The organism is Rheinheimera sp. A13L, assembly GCF_000217935.1.
Classification (GTDB): Bacteria; Pseudomonadota; Gammaproteobacteria; order Enterobacterales; family Alteromonadaceae; genus Pararheinheimera.
This window is the reverse complement of sequence record NZ_AFHI01000007.1, coordinates 35,253-52,011: the sequence shown is the minus strand read 5'-3', so window position 1 is coordinate 52,011 and position 16,759 is coordinate 35,253. Positions and strand designations below refer to the sequence as shown.

Here is a 16,759-nt window from a genome sequence, read left to right as displayed (position 1 = left end):
TCCAGAAAAGGCTGCTATCTGTCCGATAGCAGCCTTTTTTTTGCTTATTTTATCTGTTGTCTTGGCGTCGTTTTGTTTTGTTACATCTTATTCGTCGCATTATCTGCCGCTGTTCTGGCTGTAAAACAGCGGCTGTGTTAACGTTTTGTTGTTTTTAATCACTAAACTCAAGCACAAAAAAGAGAGAGAATGATGCCCAATCCGTTCCGTATTCTTGGTTATGGAGTTGCCATGCTTACCAGTATCCAACTGATGGCCGCTATGCCGTCAACAGCCCCTGTCGCGCCAACCAAACCCTATGTGGTTAAATCAGAACATGGCGACAGGCAAGACCCTTATTATTGGTTAAGGGATGATAAAAGGCAGGCTCCTGAAGTTCTAGCTTACCTGAATGCCGAAAACCAGTATTACCAGCAGTATGCCGATCACTACAAAACACTGAATAAAACCCTGGCGGATGAAATTATCGGCCGGGTGAAACAGGATGACAGCACAGTCCCTGCCATCAAAGGGGACTATTCCTATTACACCCGCTATGAGCAAGGTAAAGAGTATCCTATCTATGCACGTAAACCCAAAGCTGGTGGTGCAGAGCAAGTGATGCTGGATGTCAACAGCCTGGCCCAGGGGAAAGATTTTTACCAGATAGGCAATTTTCAGGTCAGTCCAAATCAGCAACTGCTGGCCTATGCGGAAGACACCAGTGGCCGTAGGAATTACAACCTCAAAGTGCGTGACTTGCGAACAGGCAAAGACTTACCCTCTGTTATTACAGGGGCCGCAGCCTCTTTAGCCTGGTCAGCGGACAACAATCAGCTGTTTTATATCGAAAAAGATCCTCAAACTTTATTAGGCACCAAAGTGCGCCGTCATACTCTGGGTCAGGATGTGACGAAAGATGAGTTGCTGTATGAAGAAAAAGACAGCAGTTTTTATATGGGGGTTGGCAACAGTGCAGATGATCAGTACGTAGTCGTTTGGCTGGAAAGCACTGTGTCGAACGAGATGCTGGTGCTGAAAAGTGATGATAAGTCTGGCAAATTTACCTCCATAGCGCCTCGTCAGCGCGATTTTAAATACGAAGTTGAGCATATAGATAACCGTTGGGTGATCATGACCGACTGGGATGCGCCTAACTACCGTCTGATGACAGTGAAGGATGACCAGATAGGTGATCGTAGCCGTTGGCAGCCGTTGCTGGCCCACAACCCTGATGTGTTTATTGATTCATTCCAGTTATTTACCGACTATCTGGTGATTAACGAGCGTAGCAATGGCCTGGACAGAGTGCGTTTGATGCCATGGTCTGATTTAAGCAAAGCCCGGTATGTCGAATCCGATGAAGCCGCTTATGTGGCAAAAACAGATAACAATCCAGAACAAAATAGTCAGTGGTTTCGCTACCGTTATACCTCCTTGACCACTCCGTCGTCTGTGTACGAAATGCATATGAAAACAGGCGAAAAACGTTTGTTGAAAGAGCAGGAAGTTTTAGGTGGTTTTGATAAAAACAATTATCAGACGGAACGCGTCTGGGCGACTGCTCAGGATGGCACTAAAATTCCGGTGAGTCTGTTGTATAAAAAGGGCCTGAAAAAAGATGGCACAGCACCTTTGTATCAGTACGCTTATGGCTCTTATGGCATCTCCAGCGCGCCATCCTTTCGCAGCACAGTGATCTCTTTGGTTGACCGGGGTTTTGTCTACGCTATTGCTCATATTCGTGGTGGTCAGGAAATGGGCCGTGCCTGGTATGAAAACGGCAAACTATTGAACAAGGTCAATACCTTTACTGACTTTATCGATGTGACTGATTATCTGGTCACTGAAAAATATGCAGCTAAAGATAAAGTCTTTGCGATGGGGGGTAGTGCAGGTGGTTTATTAATGGGCGCTATCGCCAACATGGCTCCGGAGAAATACAGTGGTCTGGTCGCTCATGTGCCTTTTGTAGATGTGGTGACTACTATGCTCGATGAGTCTATTCCGCTGACCACCAATGAGTTTGATGAGTGGGGCAATCCCAAACAAAAAGCCTATTACGACTATATGTTGTCTTATTCCCCTTATGATCAGCTAAAAAAGCAGGCTTATCCGGCTATGTTGGTGACTACAGGTTTGCATGACTCCCAGGTGCAGTATTTTGAGCCGGCTAAATGGGTTGCTAAACTGCGTACCATCAAAACGGATCAACAGCCTTTATTGTTCCGTACTAACATGGAAGCGGGTCATGGCGGTAAATCAGGACGCTTCTCGCGTATGATTGAAATAGCCGATGAATACGCTTTTATTTTGTCTCTGCTGCCGGCAAGTCCGAAGTCTTAAACTGAAATTTACCGGCGCTGTATCTGTGATGCGCGCCGGTTTTTTGTGTCTTTTTTTCAGGCGTGATCGAAATTTCGGCGTATTTTTCTGCATTTTTATCAGTCAGTCGTTCAGCAGGCTGGTATACTGCGGCCGTTTTTGAATCGGGAGCATGAAAGGGGAGTATAACGTGGTCTTTGTCCTGAGCCTTTTTTGTCTGAGCAGTGTCAGTATTTATATTGCGGCTTTACGTGCCGGTATGGCGGCCAAACGCTGGGCTCTGGCTGCTTTGTGTTTGGGACCTCTGGTGCTGCCTTTGTTTCATAACCACAAAAGACTCACCTTACGCCGTGCCTTTGGTCGCTTTTCTAATTTCTTTTAAGCCGATCCTTTCCGCTATGCTTCAGGTATCGAAATTTGCAGTTTGGCCTGGTTAAAAAGGTTATTCGTCAAACAGTTGCGTTTATTTTCTGAGCAAAATGCCGCTTCTGCTACAAAGTAAAATCATTTCTTTTGACAAAGCAAAATTTTTGTTTGACGAGTCTGATTTTGTTTACCATACTGCGCACAGTTTGATTCGGATAGCTGTAGAGACAACAAAATTAGAGGAAAAAAGTGATGCAGCAAAGTTTTGTCGCTAACCGTCGCTTTTTCGATGACCAGAATTTCCCTAAGGGATTCACCAGGTCCGGGCGCTTTACTCTGGCAGAGGGTAATCTGCTGGAAAAACATGGCAACGCCATGCAGGAACTGGAAGCAGGCTCACGCCAGCCAGTCAATGAAGAAGAGCAACGTTTTATCGCTGTTTGCAAAGGCGAGCAGGAAGCAGCCAGTCAGTATGAAAAGGTCTGGATAAAGTACAAACAACGTTTGCAGGAAAAACGCAAATTCCATACCGTGTTTGGTAAGAAGCGTATTGCAGATGGTGGAGAAGACTTCTCCTTTGTAGATAACGACGCAGATTAATATTGGGGTCAGGTCTTGAATTTTGCATCTTGATGCAAAATTCAAGACCTGACCCCTTTTTGCTTTTTTTCGTTTTGTGGTATTGATGCGGTCAGGCTAAAGCCCCAAGACCTTTTTAACCAGTCACTGCAGTCAGTTTTGGCTTTTGCTGTTTCTGTTGTTTTAAGAACAAACCAAAGTCGTGGGCTGACAACGGCTTGCTATAGAAATACCCCTGAATAATCTCACAGCGCAGCTGCTTGAGCTGCTGTAACTGCTCAGCTTGCTCTACCCCTTCTGCGACTACTGTCAGGTTCAGGTTGTGCGCTATGGTGACTATAGTGTCCACCATATTGCGGCCACGGGCCGTATTCATATCGTCGATAAAGGCTTTATCTATTTTTAAGGTATTCAGCGGAAACTGTTTTAAATAAGCCAGGGACGAATAGCCGGTGCCAAAGTCATCCATCGCCAGATGAATACCGCGGGCGCGCAGCTTTTTCATGGTATCTATCGCCAGAGTTGGCGATTGCATCACTGTGCCTTCGGTGATTTCCAGCTCCAGATGGTAAGAGGGCAACTCAGAGCGCTGCAGAATGTCATCTATTTGCTCACATAAAAACGGCAGCATAAACTGCTTGGCTGACAAGTTGACGGCGACACGGCCATGAAACAGACCCATATCTATCCAGCGTTTGACGTCCTCGCAGGTTTTTTGCAGAACCACTTCACCAATTTCAAGAATTTGGCCTGTTTCTTCTGCCACCGGAATAAAAGAGGCCGGGCTGATTAAGCCTTTTTTCGGGGTAATAAAACGTACCAAAGCTTCCATACCCACCAGCTGACCAGTGACTATGTCCATCTTTGGCTGATAAAACACAGTGAAATAGTCTTCTTTTAAGCCGTGACGGATCAGATTTTCCACCTGCAAACGTTTGACCGCCAGTTTGTTCATCGAATCATTAAAAAACAGGTAACGGTTGGCGCCTTCGTGTTTGGCATGATACATAGCGGTATCTGCGTTTCTAAGCAGCGCCTGAGGGTCGTGGCCATCTTCCGGATACAAAACGATGCCAATACTACTGGTGATCGCCAGTTCGTGCTGTTCGATAAAAAAGGGCAGGTTAATTTGTTTCAGCAAGTCTTTCGCTAAACTGGTAATGCTGTGAATATCATTGGTGTTCTCCAGTACTACAGCAAACTCATCCCCCCCTAAGCGATACAACTTGGCTTTAAAGCGGGTGAACAGGCTTAAACGTTCAGACAACTTGCACAGCAAGGTATCGCCAAGTTCATGGCCGAGAGAGTCGTTAATTTTTTTGAAGTTGTCTAAATCGAACACCAAAAGTGCATGTTCTACCTGTTCACGTACCAGTTGAGTTAAGTGGCTGGAAAAACGGGCGCGGTTGGGTAAGCCTGTCAAGGTGTCGGTGTCCGCTAAACGATTTAATTCGGCTTCGCGTTTTTTCCGCTCACTGATATCAGACACTACACCAACAAATTGCTGCACCTGACCCAGTTCGTCTCTAATCACATCAAAACTCAGCTCAGCCTGAAATAACTCGCCGTTATGGCGTTTATCTTCAATTTCACCGGCCCAATAGCCTTGCTCTAACAACGCCTGACGGATTTCATGTAAAAACCGGGCAGGGTAGAGACAAAGTTCAAATACGCTATGCAACACCGATTCACGGCTTTTGCCTGTCATGCTGACAAAAGCAGGGTTGACTTCCAGTAAAGCAAAATTAGTGTCACAGACCATCACAGCGTCTGAGATATTATCCAGGCAACGGGCAAACAGGCTTAAGCGCTCTTCGGTTTCTTTTAATTGCTGAATGTTTTTTAAAGTGCCGGTCATCCGTATCGCCTGACCTTGTTCATTTAATTGCACCACTTTGCCACGGTCTAAAACCCAAACCCATTGGCCGTTTGCCGCTTTAATGCGATAGCTGGCTTCAAAAATGGGGGTCATGCCATGCATATGTTGTTGCAGTGAACTGGTGACTCTTTCTACATCCTGTGGATGGATCTCAGAGCGATTGGGTGGAAACTGCTGACTGTCGCCCGGTTTTTCCAAAGGTTGATGCCAGGAACTGGAGCGATACAGCTGACCTTCCAGCATATCCCAGTCCCATAACTCATCACCGCTGCCCCATAAAGACAAGCGTAAACGTTCTTCGCTTTGTTCCAGTTTGGACTGGTAACGCCGCATCCGCACTATGCTCAGATGAGCCAGCGTTAATGCAACAACAGAAAGGGCGGATATGACTGTCAGCACATAAGGTTGCAACTGCTCCCAACCTGCGGCAAACACAGGCAAAGGTGCAGTGATAACAAGGCTTAATGGCAGCAATAAAACAGGAGTAAGGCGCACAGTCAGACTTTTTTAATGGATATCAATTCACGTTAACTAATGTTGTCCGCACTGTCAAAGCCATTCCGACAATAAAGACAATTTCTCTAATAAGTTGAACGGGTTTTGCTCAGTTAAATGACTGTGATCCGGCTTATCTCCTGTAGCGAGGAAAATGGCATCGTAATCTGCTGCCAATAACTGGTAAAAAAACGCGATAAAATCGGTCAGACTGAGTTGCTCCAGCGCCAGTTCAATTTGCTCATTTAAATCAAACTGATGATCGCCTTGCCCAATCGCCAGCCATAGCCGTTTTGCTCTGGAACCTAAGCTGCTGTCGCGCTCTTTTATTTGGGTGGCCAGACCTTGTTTCATTTGCACAAATTCGTCTTCATCCAGCTCTTCAAGTTCAGACAAAAAGTTTTTATAAAAGGCCAAAGTGGCCTGGTATAAATCCGCGCATGAAGCCGCAGGGCTTTGAATATAAAAAGCTATACCTGGTAGCAGGTTCATTGGCACATAACCTGTCCCTACCAGATAACCCAGCTGCTGCTCTGTTCGCAGTACATGGAAGTATTCGGGGGAGAGTAAATGATTAGCCAACATAAAAAGCGCCATGTCCACAGGCCGCTTTTGCCGTGAAGGTAAATAAATCACCAGCGCCTGATCACTGTGTTCAACTGGCACCTTGACCCACACAGGCCCGATCCCTTGAGTGTTGTAACGCTGACGAGGTAAAGCTTCGCCTTGCTGCTGTTCAGACAACCAACCTTTTAACGCCTGACTTAACTGTTCTGCGTCCGCTTTACGCCAGTTGCCCAACATAAAAGCTTCCAGATGAACTTGTTTCAGCAGTTGCTGGTGAAACTCCATAAATGCGCTGAAGCTTTGTTGTTGTAAAGCCGCCGCCAGTTGATCTATATCCGGGTTCAAAGGTTGCAACAAAGAGGATAACTGGCTGAATAACTTCGAGACAGGTTTATTTTTGCTGTGGTTTTGCCAGTGTCGTATTAACTGACGTTTGATCTCATTAAAACGCTGCTCATCAAACTGACAAAAGGCCATCTGAGCTAACAGATCTGCCACCAATTTAATCTGGTTCCCTGCTAAGCCGCTGCTGTGCAAACTGATACCGTTATGCTGCACATGCAAATGGTAAGTCAGACCTGCAGTGGTTGCCGCATAAAAGCTTTCGTTGATCTGATCCTGAAACAACTCCAGCCACAAACGGCTGCTGGCCATCTGAGTCACAGAACCAATGCAGTTGGGTAAATTCAGCTGCACAAAAATATGACCTTTGGGTGTTTTAAAATCAGTATCAGCTTTAAACCACAACTTAAAACCGCTTTCCTTCGCCACTAACACTGGCTTGGTCATATGATCGGCGTCAGCCAATAAATTCAGCTCTGTCACCAGATAAGGGTTACTTTGCGGCAGATGGCTGCTTGCTGGCACTTTAGCCTGTAAATAGTGGCTTAGCTGGCTTTGCTGCAGAGGCTGCACACTATAAGGCGTCTGATACCAGCGCGCTTCCCGGTTGGCTTTTATGTCCGGGGCAATAAACATCACCCTCATATTGTCTGGTCTGAAATGCCCCAGCAGTTCGCGGTACAAAGCTTCGGGCGGCAAGTCCATACGGTAGTCACCGTAGACATAATCATCCACCGGATAATGCTGCATATTGACGGATAAATCACAGGCTCCTTGCAAGGCGGTGCTGGGCTCCTGATATAAGTAGCTCCACTGCACTAAACGCTGACGTTCCAGAAACAGATGCTCCGGGAAGGGCGACTGACGCAGTAATTGCAACTGACCAAACAAAGCTTCAATAATCTGTTCTTTGGCAAATACGCCTTGTTCTGTCAGCTCAAACGACAAAGTGAAATCTTTATAGTTGCTGCCGTCTATGCCTCCGCCTGCACTGAGCTGATTGACCCAGCCGTTGTCTTTGATAAATGCCAGTAAAGAGCCGGGGCCTTCGTCACCTAACAAATGTGCCAAAAAGGAAATCAGCTTGTATTTGTACCAGGGCTGGATATCAGGCAAGGCAAAACTGGCCACCAGCCGCTGACTGAATTTGTGAGGTGCTATATCAAGTTGCAGGGCCTGATGTTCTGCCAGATACAAAGGCTGCGACAAAGCCGCTTTGGCACAAACCTCATTGGGTAAGGCATCAAAATACTGATGAACCAGCTGTTCCAGTTGTTGCAAGGGCAAAGGCGAGACCAGACACAAGCTCATACGGCGGGTGCCGTACTGGCTTTTAAAAAACTGCTGCACTGCCTGTTGCAGACTTTGTTCTGGTGTATCACATAAGGTCAGTAAATTACCGACTGAAAATTTGGCAAAAGGGTGGGCAGGATTCACAGTTTCTTTGTGAACCTGATAAATCCTTCTGCTGTCGTCTTTGAGTTTGAGTGAAAACTCAGCTTCAATGGCCTGACGTTCTTTTTCGATATAATCGGCGTGAAACAAAGGCGCGCGAAACATATCGGCAAACCTGTCCAAAGCCTGCTCAAAGTAGTCTGTGTCAATATCAAAGAAGAAGCTGCTGTGTTCGGTGCCAGTCCAGGCATTGTGGCTGCCACCATGATGATTAATAAAATGTTGGTACTCACCGGCGTCCGGATATTTTTCAGTGCCTAAAAACAGCATATGCTCCAAAAAGTGCGCCAAACCCTGCCGTTCGGCCGGATCGTCAAAATGTCCGACATTCACAGTCAGAGCCGCAGCACTTTTTTCTGCGTCTTGTTGGTGTACTAAGAGCACCGGCAGATCGTTGGCTAAAGTCAGCGCTAAATACTGACGCTTATCGTTAGGGCTTTGCATTAACTGGTTTTTTTTCAATTTATGCCTCGTGACGGGAACCCTGAAAATATGGAAGGCAAGGGTTCTTCATAGCGATTAGGAATATAGTAACGCAATTTTATGCTTTATTAGCAGTTACTGTCGGCATTAACTTTCATTATCATAGCGCACTCTTTTCGCGAGCGTCGCGAAGTTGTAACTGGTAGCAACAATGGTTAATTTGGTTATTATGCGGCACGGTGAAGCTGAACCGCAGTACTTGAGCGACAGTGAACGACAATTAACAGCAGCAGGTCAGGCCGAAGTCAGTGAAATGGCCCAGTGGCTGCATCACCACTATAGTGCATTTGACCGGATTTTCTCCAGCCCTTATCGCAGGACTGTGCAAACCGCCGCAGTTTTAGTGCAAAAAGGGTTGGTAAGCCAAGCTGTTGAACTCAATACAGATCTGGTTCCTGAAGGCAATGCTCAGTTCGTGGTCGATTTTCTTGACATGCTGTATGCCGAAAATCCGCAGGCCAAAATTTTGTTGGTGTCTCATATGCCGCTGGTCAGCTTTTTAGTTGAAGCTTTTACCCGCAGTGGTCAGACACCTATTTTTGACACCGCAGGTGTGGCTTGTATTGATTACCATCAGCACAGAGGGATCTTCCTGGAATATGCCTGTCCAGGCATGCTCCATCTGGTCAAGTCGGTGTCCTGAGTAACACCAGCAAAGCACCATCACGGCCCCATTCTGTTGGGGCCGTATGAAAAGCCCTCACATTTGGATGCTGTACCAGCCAATTGGGTACTCTTTTGGCCAGAATTCCTAAACCTTTGCCATGCACCACACAAGCGCAGTTAAAATGCTGTTGTTCACAATAAGCCAATAAGCCAGCCAGTTCTGTTTTGGCTTGGAGTTGGGTTAAGCCATGTAAGTCCAGCACCACAGCAGGGCGGAATTCGCCCCGTTTTAATTGCCGGGCCAAAGTGGGGTCGTCCCCCGTCTGAACAAAAGCTAAGGTAGAACCGTCACTTAAAAAACCTTCGTACTGGTCTGAAAAGTAAAACAAATGGCTATCTGGACTGCTATTTGTTAAAGTGGCGGCCATTCTGACCTTGCCGGGTTGGCGGGCAAAAGGTATCTTGTCCTGCTGCAAGGGGCGTGCGCCTGTCACCGAGTCACGGAACAGCTGCTTATCTTCATCAGGAAGATTGGTAGATGAAGAAGTGTTCTTTTTTTCTTCAGAAAGAAGAGCTAAAACTGGTGTTTTTTTTCGCATGCCCGAAGTCTAACCAATCAAACGAGTAAAACACAATGACAGAGCACCAAAGCAGCCATCTGACTGCGGAAATTATAGACGAAGCCATCCGCGAGCTGCATTCTATCCATGACTGGTTACGTTGGTCTGTCAGTCAGTTTAATAAAGCCCATATCTATTTTGGCCACGGCACCGACAATCCATGGGATGAGGCGGCTTTATTGCTGGCCCATAGTCTGGATATGGCACGGATCACTGAAAACCTGTTGCCACTGCGTGTGACCAGCTCTGAAGCGCGGGTCTTTTGTGATCTGTTATTGCAGCGTGTGGAACAACGTATTCCGGCAGCTTATTTAACTCAGCAAGCCTTTTTCTGTGGTTTGAGTTTTTATGTGGATGAGCGGGTGTTAGTACCCCGTTCTCCTATAGGCGAATTGATTAGCCAGGGTTTTGCGCCCTGGTTTAAAGAGCAACCAGCACGTATTTTAGATTTATGCACTGGCTCTGGTTGTATTGCTATTGCCTGCGCCAAACAGTTTCCGAATGCCGAAGTGGATGCGCTGGATATTAGTGAAGATGCGTTGGATGTCGCCATATTTAATATCGAGCAACATGAGCTGGAACATCAGGTGTTTCCTATGTTGTCTGATGGCTACAATGCGATTAAAGGTCAGACTTACGACTTAATAGTCACCAACCCGCCTTATGTTGATGCTGAAGATATGGCTGACTTGCCGGATGAATACCATCACGAACCGGAATTAGGTTTAGCTTCTGGTCATGATGGTTTGGAACTGACACGCCGTATTTTGGCTGAAGCTGCAGAGCATTTAAACGATGGCGGCTGGCTGATTTGTGAAGTCGGCAACAGCATGGTGGCGCTGCAAGAACTGTATCCGGATTTGCCATTGCAATGGCTGGAATTTGAACGTGGTGGTTTAGGTGTATTTGCCATCAGCAAAGCTGACCTGGTGAAACACCAGGATAGTTTAGAAGCCTAGTTTAAAAGTTTAATGTTCAGAAAATACAAAGATACGCAGGGGTGAATGATGTCGGGTAATTCTATAGGCCAACTGTTTAAAGTGACCACCTTTGGTGAAAGCCATGGCCCGGCCATTGGTGGCATAGTGGATGGTTTGCCGCCCGGCTTAAAACTCGATTTGGAACAAATTCAGCATGAACTGGACAGGCGTAAACCCGGCACTTCACGTTACACCACGGCTCGGCGTGAAGATGACATCGTCAAGATTTTATCCGGTGTGTTTGAAGGTTATAGCACGGGCGCATCCATAGGTTTGTTGATTGAAAATACCGATCAGCGCTCACAGGACTACTCAGCCATTAAGGACCTGTTCCGCCCAGGCCATGCTGATTACACCTATTGGCATAAGTTTGGTATTCGTGATTACCGTGGTGGTGGCCGTTCTTCCGCTCGCGAAACAGCGGTGCGTGTGGCAGCAGGTGCCATTGCCAAGCAGTATTTAAAAGCGAAGTTTGGTATCGAAATTCGTGGTTATATGGCGCAACTTGGCCCTATTAAAGCACAGAAACTCGACTGGGATCAGGTAGAACAAAATGCCTTTTTCTGCCCTGATGTGGATGTGCTTGAGCAGTTAGATGAGTATATGCGTCAGCTGAAAAAAGACGGTGATTCAGTTGGAGCCCGTATAAATGTAGTGGCATCAGGTGTACCAGTGGGCTGGGGCGAACCTGTATTTGATCGTATAGATGCGGATATAGCCCATGCAATGATGAGCATTAATGCAGTCAAAGCTGTCGAAATTGGCGATGGTTTTGCTGTGGTTGAACAGCGTGGCTCTACTCACAGGGATGAGCTGAGCTTAGCAGGCTTTAGTGCGAACCATGCAGGTGGTACCTTAGGCGGTATTAGTTCAGGTCAGGATATTAACGTCAGTATTGCGTTAAAACCTACCTCCAGTATCAGCATTCCAGGTAAAACTATTACCACCAGTGGTGAAGAAACAGAAATGATCACCAAGGGCCGTCACGATCCTTGTGTCGGTATTCGTGCTGTGCCTATTGCAGAAGCCATGCTGGCGATAGTGTTGATGGATCATTTCCTGCGCCACAGAGCACAAAATGCTGATGTGATGGTCACGACACCAGATATAGCAAGGCAGCGCTAGTGCTTTGAGGTAGAATACAAACGTCGCTTTATGCGGCGTTTTCTTTTCTCTGCGGCCAATGTGCTGTTAATTTTTGTAGTGGAACACCCATGAAACTTGCCACCACCCCAGCTTTGGGGCTTGCTTATTTCGCTTATTTTGCCGTATTGGGCATTTTTGTACCTTACCTGCCGATGTTTCTTGATGGTCGTGGTTTTAATTCGCACGATATAGGCTTGCTGCTGGCAATAGTCACCACCACCCGGATTATTGGTCCGAGTTTATGGGCTATGGTGGTGGAACGCAAAGGCGATCCCATTAGTGTGATGCGTTTTGGTGCTGTGCTGGCTTCTGTCGGTTGGCTGAGCAGTTATATGGATTTTGGCTATTGGCCGCTGGTCGTTGGCCTGGGTTTATTCAGCTTATTCTGGACTGCTATTTTACCGCAGTTGGAAGTCAGCGCTTTTCATTATTTGAATAACGACAGCACAGTGTATGGCAAGGTTCGCAGCTTAGGCAGCGTGGGTTATATCCTGGTGGTGATCCTGGGCGGCTTGTTGCTGCAACAGTTTGGACCTGAGTTTCTGACCTGGGGCGCCACTATTTTTCTGGCGTTGCTGCTTGGTACTTTGTTTTTATTGCCGTCTTTTAGCATGAAAAACACTGAAGGGCAGCAGTCTATTCGCTTCAGAACCTTGTTTAAACATCCGGTGTTTTTACGTTTTATGGCCGCGACTTTTTTAATGCAAATCAGTTTTGCGCCTTTTTATGGTTTCTTTATTTTGTATTGCCGCGATTTAGGTTACAGCGGGCTGACCTCGGGGTTAATGATAGCGCTGGCTGTACTGGCAGAAATTGTCGCGTTCTTCTACGCAGGTAAGGTTCTTAACCGCTTTAGTTACCGCGTTTTACTGACCTTCTGTTATGGCCTTACCATACTACGTTGGCTGATCGTGGCTTATCTGGCACAGCATTGGTATTGGCTGGCTTTTAGTATGTTATTTCATGCCGCCAGTTTTGCACTTGCACATAGCTGCGCTATGCAGTTTATTCAAAGCTTTTTTGCACCAGCACAACGTAGCCGTGGTCAGGCTTTGTATGCAGGTTTGGTCTACGGTGGGGGTGGGGCTATAGGCGCTTATTGCGCCGGCGTATTATGGGCGGACGGACCAGGTGCTACTTTAACTTTTGTCAGTGCGGCCGTGGCGGCTGCAGGCGCAACGCTGATGGCCTTTTCTTTACCAAAAACGCTCAGGCAACAGCAAAACCTTTAACCCGGTAAAGAGTTCTTGCTGGGCATTAGGGGTGTAAAAGGCTACAATGCGGCGTTTTTTTTACGCTGTAGAGGGTGCTGTGGCCAGTCAGTTTCGTTTAGGTTTAATTATCAATCCTGTTGCCGGAGTAGGTGGCGCTGTAGCGCTTAAAGGCAGTGATGGTGTAGTGGAACAGGCTTTGGCTTTAGGAGCTGTGCCTCAGGCGCAAAATAAAACCGCTTTGGCCTTAGAGCAGTTGTTACCTTTGAAAGAGCAACTACAAATACTGACCGTTGCTGGTGCTATGGGCGCTGACCTTTTGGCGTCTTTAGGTTTTGATTACCAGATTTGTTATACGCCGTCCTCAACACAGACTACAGCAGAAGACACAGAACAAGCTGCCGCAGCTATAGCAGAGCAGGGCGTGGATTTATTGTTATTTGCTGGTGGCGATGGCACAGCCCGCAATATCTGTACTGCGGTCGGCGAGCTCGCTACTGTGCTCGGTGTACCTGCAGGTTGTAAAATTCACTCTGGTGTTTATGCCATCAGCCCATCGGCAGCGGGTAAGGTAATAGCCCAACTGGTGAAAGGCGAGTTAGTGAGCTTAACCGAAGCTGCCGTAATGGACATAGACGAAACCGCCTTTCGGCAGGGCATAGTGCGTGCCAAACGTTTTGGCGAAATGCGTATTCCAGCCGAACTTCGTTACATTCAAAGTGTTAAAAACGGTGGCAAAGAATCCGAAGAGCTGGTGCTTGATGACTTAGCGGCTTATATCGCCAGTACCATGGACGATGATGTGCGTTATGTGATGGGCTCAGGTTCCACAGTGGCCGCCGTGATGAAAGAATTAGGCCTGCCGAATACCCTGTTGGGCGTGGATGTAGTTGAAAATGGCAAGCTAATTGGGTCCGATGTGACAGCCACAGAGTTGTTGGCGCTGGTGCAGGATTATCCAAGCAAACTGGTGATTACATTAATAGGTGGTCAGGGCCATGTGTTTGGTCGGGGTAATCAGCAGTTAAGTCCTGCTGTTATCCGTGCTGTGGGCCGTTCGAATATTTGCCTGGTGGCGACTAAAACCAAATTGCAGCAGCTTGAAGGCCGGCCCTTATTGGCAGATACAGGCGATGCTGTGCTTGATCAGCAATTACAGGGCCTGATCCCTGTGCTGGTCGGTTACAACGATTATGTGATGTACAGACTAGGTCTGGAGGAGTAAAAATGCAGGACGTTCAGGCCTATATTCAGCAAGTGGCCCAATTTTTAGATGCAATGGTGCAAAAAGCCAGTGATGATGAATTATTTGCCGGTGGTTATTTGCGTGGCCATTTTGATTTAGCTGTCGGCCGTTTAGAATTAACCGAACAGGAATTTGAGCGTGCTGAACTTATGGGTTCTGTACAACAAAGTCTGGATTTAGCTATTGCCGGTGGTGAGCTGACAGAGCAGGACCAAAGCTTAGTGCTGGGGCTGTGGCAGCAACTGCAACAACTTTCGTGATCTGATAGTGCATCAGATTAAAACTGAAGCCGAATTTGATTTGCGCTTCTACAACGCGCTTTGTGCGCCAAACTACAAGTGAACTTTATGTCTACTAAATTTACCAGCTTAGAGCAACACGCCAGCTATGGCATCGGTCTGCAAATGGGTCAGCAACTGGCTGACAATCCGTTTGACGGTTTGGATATTCTGGCGGTCGCTGCAGGTTTAGCTGCTGCTTTCCAGGGTGATGAACCAGAAGTATCTGAACAGCAAATTGGTGCTGCTTTTCAGGTGATCAGCCAGCGTATGCAGGAACAACAGGAAGAACAAGCCAAAGCTTTAGCCGGTGCTGGTGAAGCTTTCCTTGCTGAAAATGCGAAAAAACCAGGCGTGACAGTGACTGAGTCTGGCTTACAGTACGAAGTATTAGTACAAGGTGAAGGCGAGAAGCCAACCAAAGCTTCTACAGTGCGTACGCACTACCACGGTACTTTAATTGACGGTACAGTGTTTGACAGCTCGTATGACCGTGGTCAGCCTGCTGAATTCCCGGTATCTGGCGTGATCGCTGGCTGGACTGAAGCGCTGCAACTGATGCCAGTTGGCACCAAGTTACGTTTAACTATCCCACACAACCTGGCTTACGGTGAGCGTGGCGCTGGTGGCAAAATTGCCCCATTCAGTACTTTAGTATTTGATGTGGAACTGTTAGCTATTATTGGCTAATTCGTTGTTTTTAAAATGAAAAAGGAGCCTGTTGGCTCCTTTTGCTTAAGATGTGAAACTTAGTCGTATGGATTGTATTTTTTCTTCTTAAACTGGCTGAAAATTAACATCAGTGACAGCAGCGTATAAACCACAAAAATCACTCTTGTCCAGACGGGCATAGACAAGTCCATAAAGCGCCATGCAATATCACCACACATACCTGTAGGGTTAAAAATTTCCGGAAACCATTTATCTAACGGCAAACCCAGCGGGAATTCAGGAAACAAACTGCAGGTATATAAACCGCCGGATTGCACCAGCTCCTCTACACCTATGTGTTCCTGGGTGATCAACACACCCCAGACTGAACTTGCGATAAAAGTTAATAAAGCTATCCAGCGCAAAAAACCATTGGTTGGCGATATTAAAGCAATCAGGGCTGCAAAAATCACACCTGTTAATGCTGCTCTGGCGTAAACACACAACATGCAAGGCTGCAAATTCATCTGATATTGAAAGTACAAGGCCAGACCTAACAACACCGTGGCTGACAGAGCTAAAACGAGCCATGCCGATCGTTGTTTTGACCATTTTGCCAGACTGGATAACATTCGGATCCCTTTGTTTGATAAAACAAAACTATAAGTCGGTCAATCTAAGGCAAAAACAGCCGAAAGACAACCCACAGCACGTCGAACAGCTATTTTTAATCCATAGCTTGTTAACTGCTTTGTCTCTGGTACAATCAGTGCCATTTATCTGACATTATAATAATGACAACGGGCCCCTCCGCATGACTATGAATTTGATTAAAGCGCAAAGCCCAGCTGGTTTTGCTGAAGAATATATTGTTGAGTCCATCTGGAATGGTAAATTTGCTCCAGGTTCCATTCTGCCAGCTGAGCGTGAACTGTCAGAGCTGATAGGGGTCACTCGTACTACCTTACGTGAAGTGTTACAGCGTTTAGCCCGTGATGGCTGGTTGACTATCCAGCACGGTAAGCCCACTAAAGTAAATAATTTCTGGGAAACTTCAGGCTTAAATATTTTGGAAACCCTGGCGCGTTTAGATGAAGAACGTATGCCTGAATTGGTGGACGAGCTATTATCTGCCCGCACTAATATCAGTGCTATTTATATTCGTGGTGCTATCAAAACTCATAAAGAACAGGTGATTGCCTCTTTTGCCGGTGCTGAAGATTTAGCGGATACCGCCGAAGCTTTTGCAGCTTTTGATTACAACCTGAACCATGAAATGGCGTTGCATTCATCCAACCGTATTTATGTGCTGATTTTAAATGGCTTCCGTGGCTTGTATAACAAAATTGCCCGTTTTTACTTCTCATCCGCTGAAGCCCGTGAACTGGCGCGTCAGTACTACAATCAACTGAAGCAATATGCTGAAGCTGGTAAACATGATGAAGTGGTGTTTGCGGTACGTAAGTACGGTAAAGAAAGCGGAAAAATCTGGGCTGGCTTACGCTCACAAATTCCAAAAGATTTAATCGAATAATCTGAAACCGCCGAAAG

The 16,759-nt window shown here is 46.6% G+C and carries 15 protein-coding genes; 11 read left to right on the top strand and 4 right to left on the bottom strand.

Translation table 11 applies throughout. The features are described from left to right. Positions 1 to 189: 189 nt before the first annotated feature. The 3 genes from RHEIN_RS04835 to maoP all read left to right on the top strand — a co-directional run bounded on the left by RHEIN_RS04835 (position 190) and on the right by maoP (position 3,270). Positions 190 to 2,325, top strand: coding sequence for a S9 family peptidase (locus tag RHEIN_RS04835; protein WP_237704336.1), 2,136 nt, complete (start codon positions 190 to 192; stop codon positions 2,323 to 2,325). A 151-nt stretch (positions 2,326 to 2,476) separates the two neighbouring features. Next, a complete protein-coding gene (locus tag RHEIN_RS04830; RefSeq protein WP_192826705.1) occupies positions 2,477 to 2,686 on the top strand; it encodes a hypothetical protein in 210 nt (69 codons plus the stop codon). Positions 2,687 to 2,922: 236 nt separating this feature from the next. Further along, positions 2,923 to 3,270, top strand: a complete 348-nt coding sequence (gene maoP / locus RHEIN_RS04825; RefSeq protein ID WP_008897853.1) for a DUF413 domain-containing protein — start codon at positions 2,923 to 2,925, stop codon at positions 3,268 to 3,270. Between the two features lie 115 nt (positions 3,271 to 3,385). Here maoP and RHEIN_RS04820 read toward each other — a convergent pair whose 3' ends face one another. Beyond that, a complete protein-coding gene (locus RHEIN_RS04820) occupies positions 3,386 to 5,623 on the bottom strand; it encodes a putative bifunctional diguanylate cyclase/phosphodiesterase (protein ID WP_008897852.1) in 2,238 nt (745 codons plus the stop codon). A 54-nt stretch (positions 5,624 to 5,677) separates the two neighbouring features. Then, positions 5,678 to 8,449, bottom strand: coding sequence for an insulinase family protein (locus RHEIN_RS04815; protein ID WP_008897851.1), 2,772 nt, complete (start codon positions 8,447 to 8,449; stop codon positions 5,678 to 5,680). 172 nt (positions 8,450 to 8,621) lie between these two features. Between RHEIN_RS04815 and sixA the strand changes: the two genes are divergently transcribed. Then, complete coding sequence (sixA, locus tag RHEIN_RS04810) at positions 8,622 to 9,113, top strand: phosphohistidine phosphatase SixA (protein ID WP_040554536.1); 492 nt, start codon at positions 8,622 to 8,624, stop codon at positions 9,111 to 9,113. Here sixA and smrB read toward each other — a convergent pair. Then, entirely contained in the window at positions 9,097 to 9,675 is a 579-nt protein-coding gene (gene smrB, locus RHEIN_RS04805; RefSeq protein WP_008897849.1) for an endonuclease SmrB, read from the bottom strand. The genes sixA and smrB overlap by 17 nt on opposite strands. A 35-nt stretch (positions 9,676 to 9,710) precedes the next feature. Here smrB and prmB point away from each other — a divergent pair, with 35 nt between their 5' ends. The 6 genes from prmB (at position 9,711) to RHEIN_RS04775 (ending at position 15,247) form a co-directional block, all read left to right on the top strand. Beyond that, complete coding sequence (gene prmB, locus RHEIN_RS04800; protein WP_008897848.1) at positions 9,711 to 10,655, top strand: 50S ribosomal protein L3 N(5)-glutamine methyltransferase; 945 nt, start codon at positions 9,711 to 9,713, stop codon at positions 10,653 to 10,655. A 48-nt stretch (positions 10,656 to 10,703) separates the two neighbouring features. Next, a complete protein-coding gene (gene aroC, locus RHEIN_RS04795; RefSeq protein WP_040554535.1) occupies positions 10,704 to 11,801 on the top strand; it encodes a chorismate synthase in 1,098 nt (365 codons plus the stop codon). An 89-nt stretch (positions 11,802 to 11,890) separates the two neighbouring features. After that, on the top strand, positions 11,891 to 13,054 hold the full coding sequence (locus RHEIN_RS04790) for an MFS transporter (RefSeq protein ID WP_008897846.1): 1,164 nt from the start codon (positions 11,891 to 11,893) through the stop codon (positions 13,052 to 13,054). 46 nt (positions 13,055 to 13,100) lie between these two features. After that, the gene (locus tag RHEIN_RS04785) at positions 13,101 to 14,258 is read left to right on the top strand and encodes an ATP-NAD kinase family protein (protein WP_008897845.1); all 1,158 of its coding nucleotides are present in this window, start codon (positions 13,101 to 13,103) and stop codon (positions 14,256 to 14,258) included. Positions 14,259 to 14,260: 2 nt separating this feature from the next. Continuing rightward, a complete protein-coding gene (locus tag RHEIN_RS04780; protein ID WP_008897844.1) occupies positions 14,261 to 14,539 on the top strand; it encodes a YfcL family protein in 279 nt (92 codons plus the stop codon). Between the two features lie 87 nt (positions 14,540 to 14,626). Next, positions 14,627 to 15,247 carry an FKBP-type peptidyl-prolyl cis-trans isomerase gene (locus RHEIN_RS04775; protein WP_008897843.1) on the top strand — a complete coding sequence of 207 codons (621 nt, stop codon included), beginning with the start codon at positions 14,627 to 14,629 and terminating at the stop codon, positions 15,245 to 15,247. A gap of 59 nt (positions 15,248 to 15,306) precedes the next feature. Here the strand turns inward: RHEIN_RS04775 and dsbB are convergent, their stop codons facing one another. Then, positions 15,307 to 15,840, bottom strand: a complete 534-nt coding sequence (dsbB, locus tag RHEIN_RS04770) for a disulfide bond formation protein DsbB (RefSeq protein WP_008897842.1) — start codon at positions 15,838 to 15,840, stop codon at positions 15,307 to 15,309. A gap of 182 nt (positions 15,841 to 16,022) precedes the next feature. Between dsbB and fadR the strand changes: the two genes are divergently transcribed. Then, positions 16,023 to 16,742, top strand: a complete 720-nt coding sequence (gene fadR / locus RHEIN_RS04765; RefSeq protein ID WP_008897841.1) for a fatty acid metabolism transcriptional regulator FadR — start codon at positions 16,023 to 16,025, stop codon at positions 16,740 to 16,742. The last annotated feature ends 17 nt before the right edge of the window (positions 16,743 to 16,759 follow it).

Coding starts and splice junctions, on each gene's coding strand:
- RHEIN_RS04835 (WP_237704336.1), top strand. CDS start 190: ATGATGCCCAATCCGTTCCGTATTCTTGGTTATGGAGTTGCCATGCTT.
- RHEIN_RS04830 (WP_192826705.1), top strand. CDS start 2,477: ATGAAAGGGGAGTATAACGTGGTCTTTGTCCTGAGCCTTTTTTGTCTG.
- maoP (WP_008897853.1), top strand. CDS start 2,923: ATGCAGCAAAGTTTTGTCGCTAACCGTCGCTTTTTCGATGACCAGAAT.
- sixA (WP_040554536.1), top strand. CDS start 8,622: ATGGTTAATTTGGTTATTATGCGGCACGGTGAAGCTGAACCGCAGTAC.
- smrB (WP_008897849.1), bottom strand. CDS start 9,675: ATGCGAAAAAAAACACCAGTTTTAGCTCTTCTTTCTGAAGAAAAAAAG.
- prmB (WP_008897848.1), top strand. CDS start 9,711: ATGACAGAGCACCAAAGCAGCCATCTGACTGCGGAAATTATAGACGAA.
- aroC (WP_040554535.1), top strand. CDS start 10,704: ATGTCGGGTAATTCTATAGGCCAACTGTTTAAAGTGACCACCTTTGGT.
- RHEIN_RS04790 (WP_008897846.1), top strand. CDS start 11,891: ATGAAACTTGCCACCACCCCAGCTTTGGGGCTTGCTTATTTCGCTTAT.
- RHEIN_RS04785 (WP_008897845.1), top strand. CDS start 13,101: ATGCGGCGTTTTTTTTACGCTGTAGAGGGTGCTGTGGCCAGTCAGTTT.
- RHEIN_RS04780 (WP_008897844.1), top strand. CDS start 14,261: ATGCAGGACGTTCAGGCCTATATTCAGCAAGTGGCCCAATTTTTAGAT.
- RHEIN_RS04775 (WP_008897843.1), top strand. CDS start 14,627: ATGTCTACTAAATTTACCAGCTTAGAGCAACACGCCAGCTATGGCATC.
- dsbB (WP_008897842.1), bottom strand. CDS start 15,840: ATGTTATCCAGTCTGGCAAAATGGTCAAAACAACGATCGGCATGGCTC.
- fadR (WP_008897841.1), top strand. CDS start 16,023: ATGACTATGAATTTGATTAAAGCGCAAAGCCCAGCTGGTTTTGCTGAA.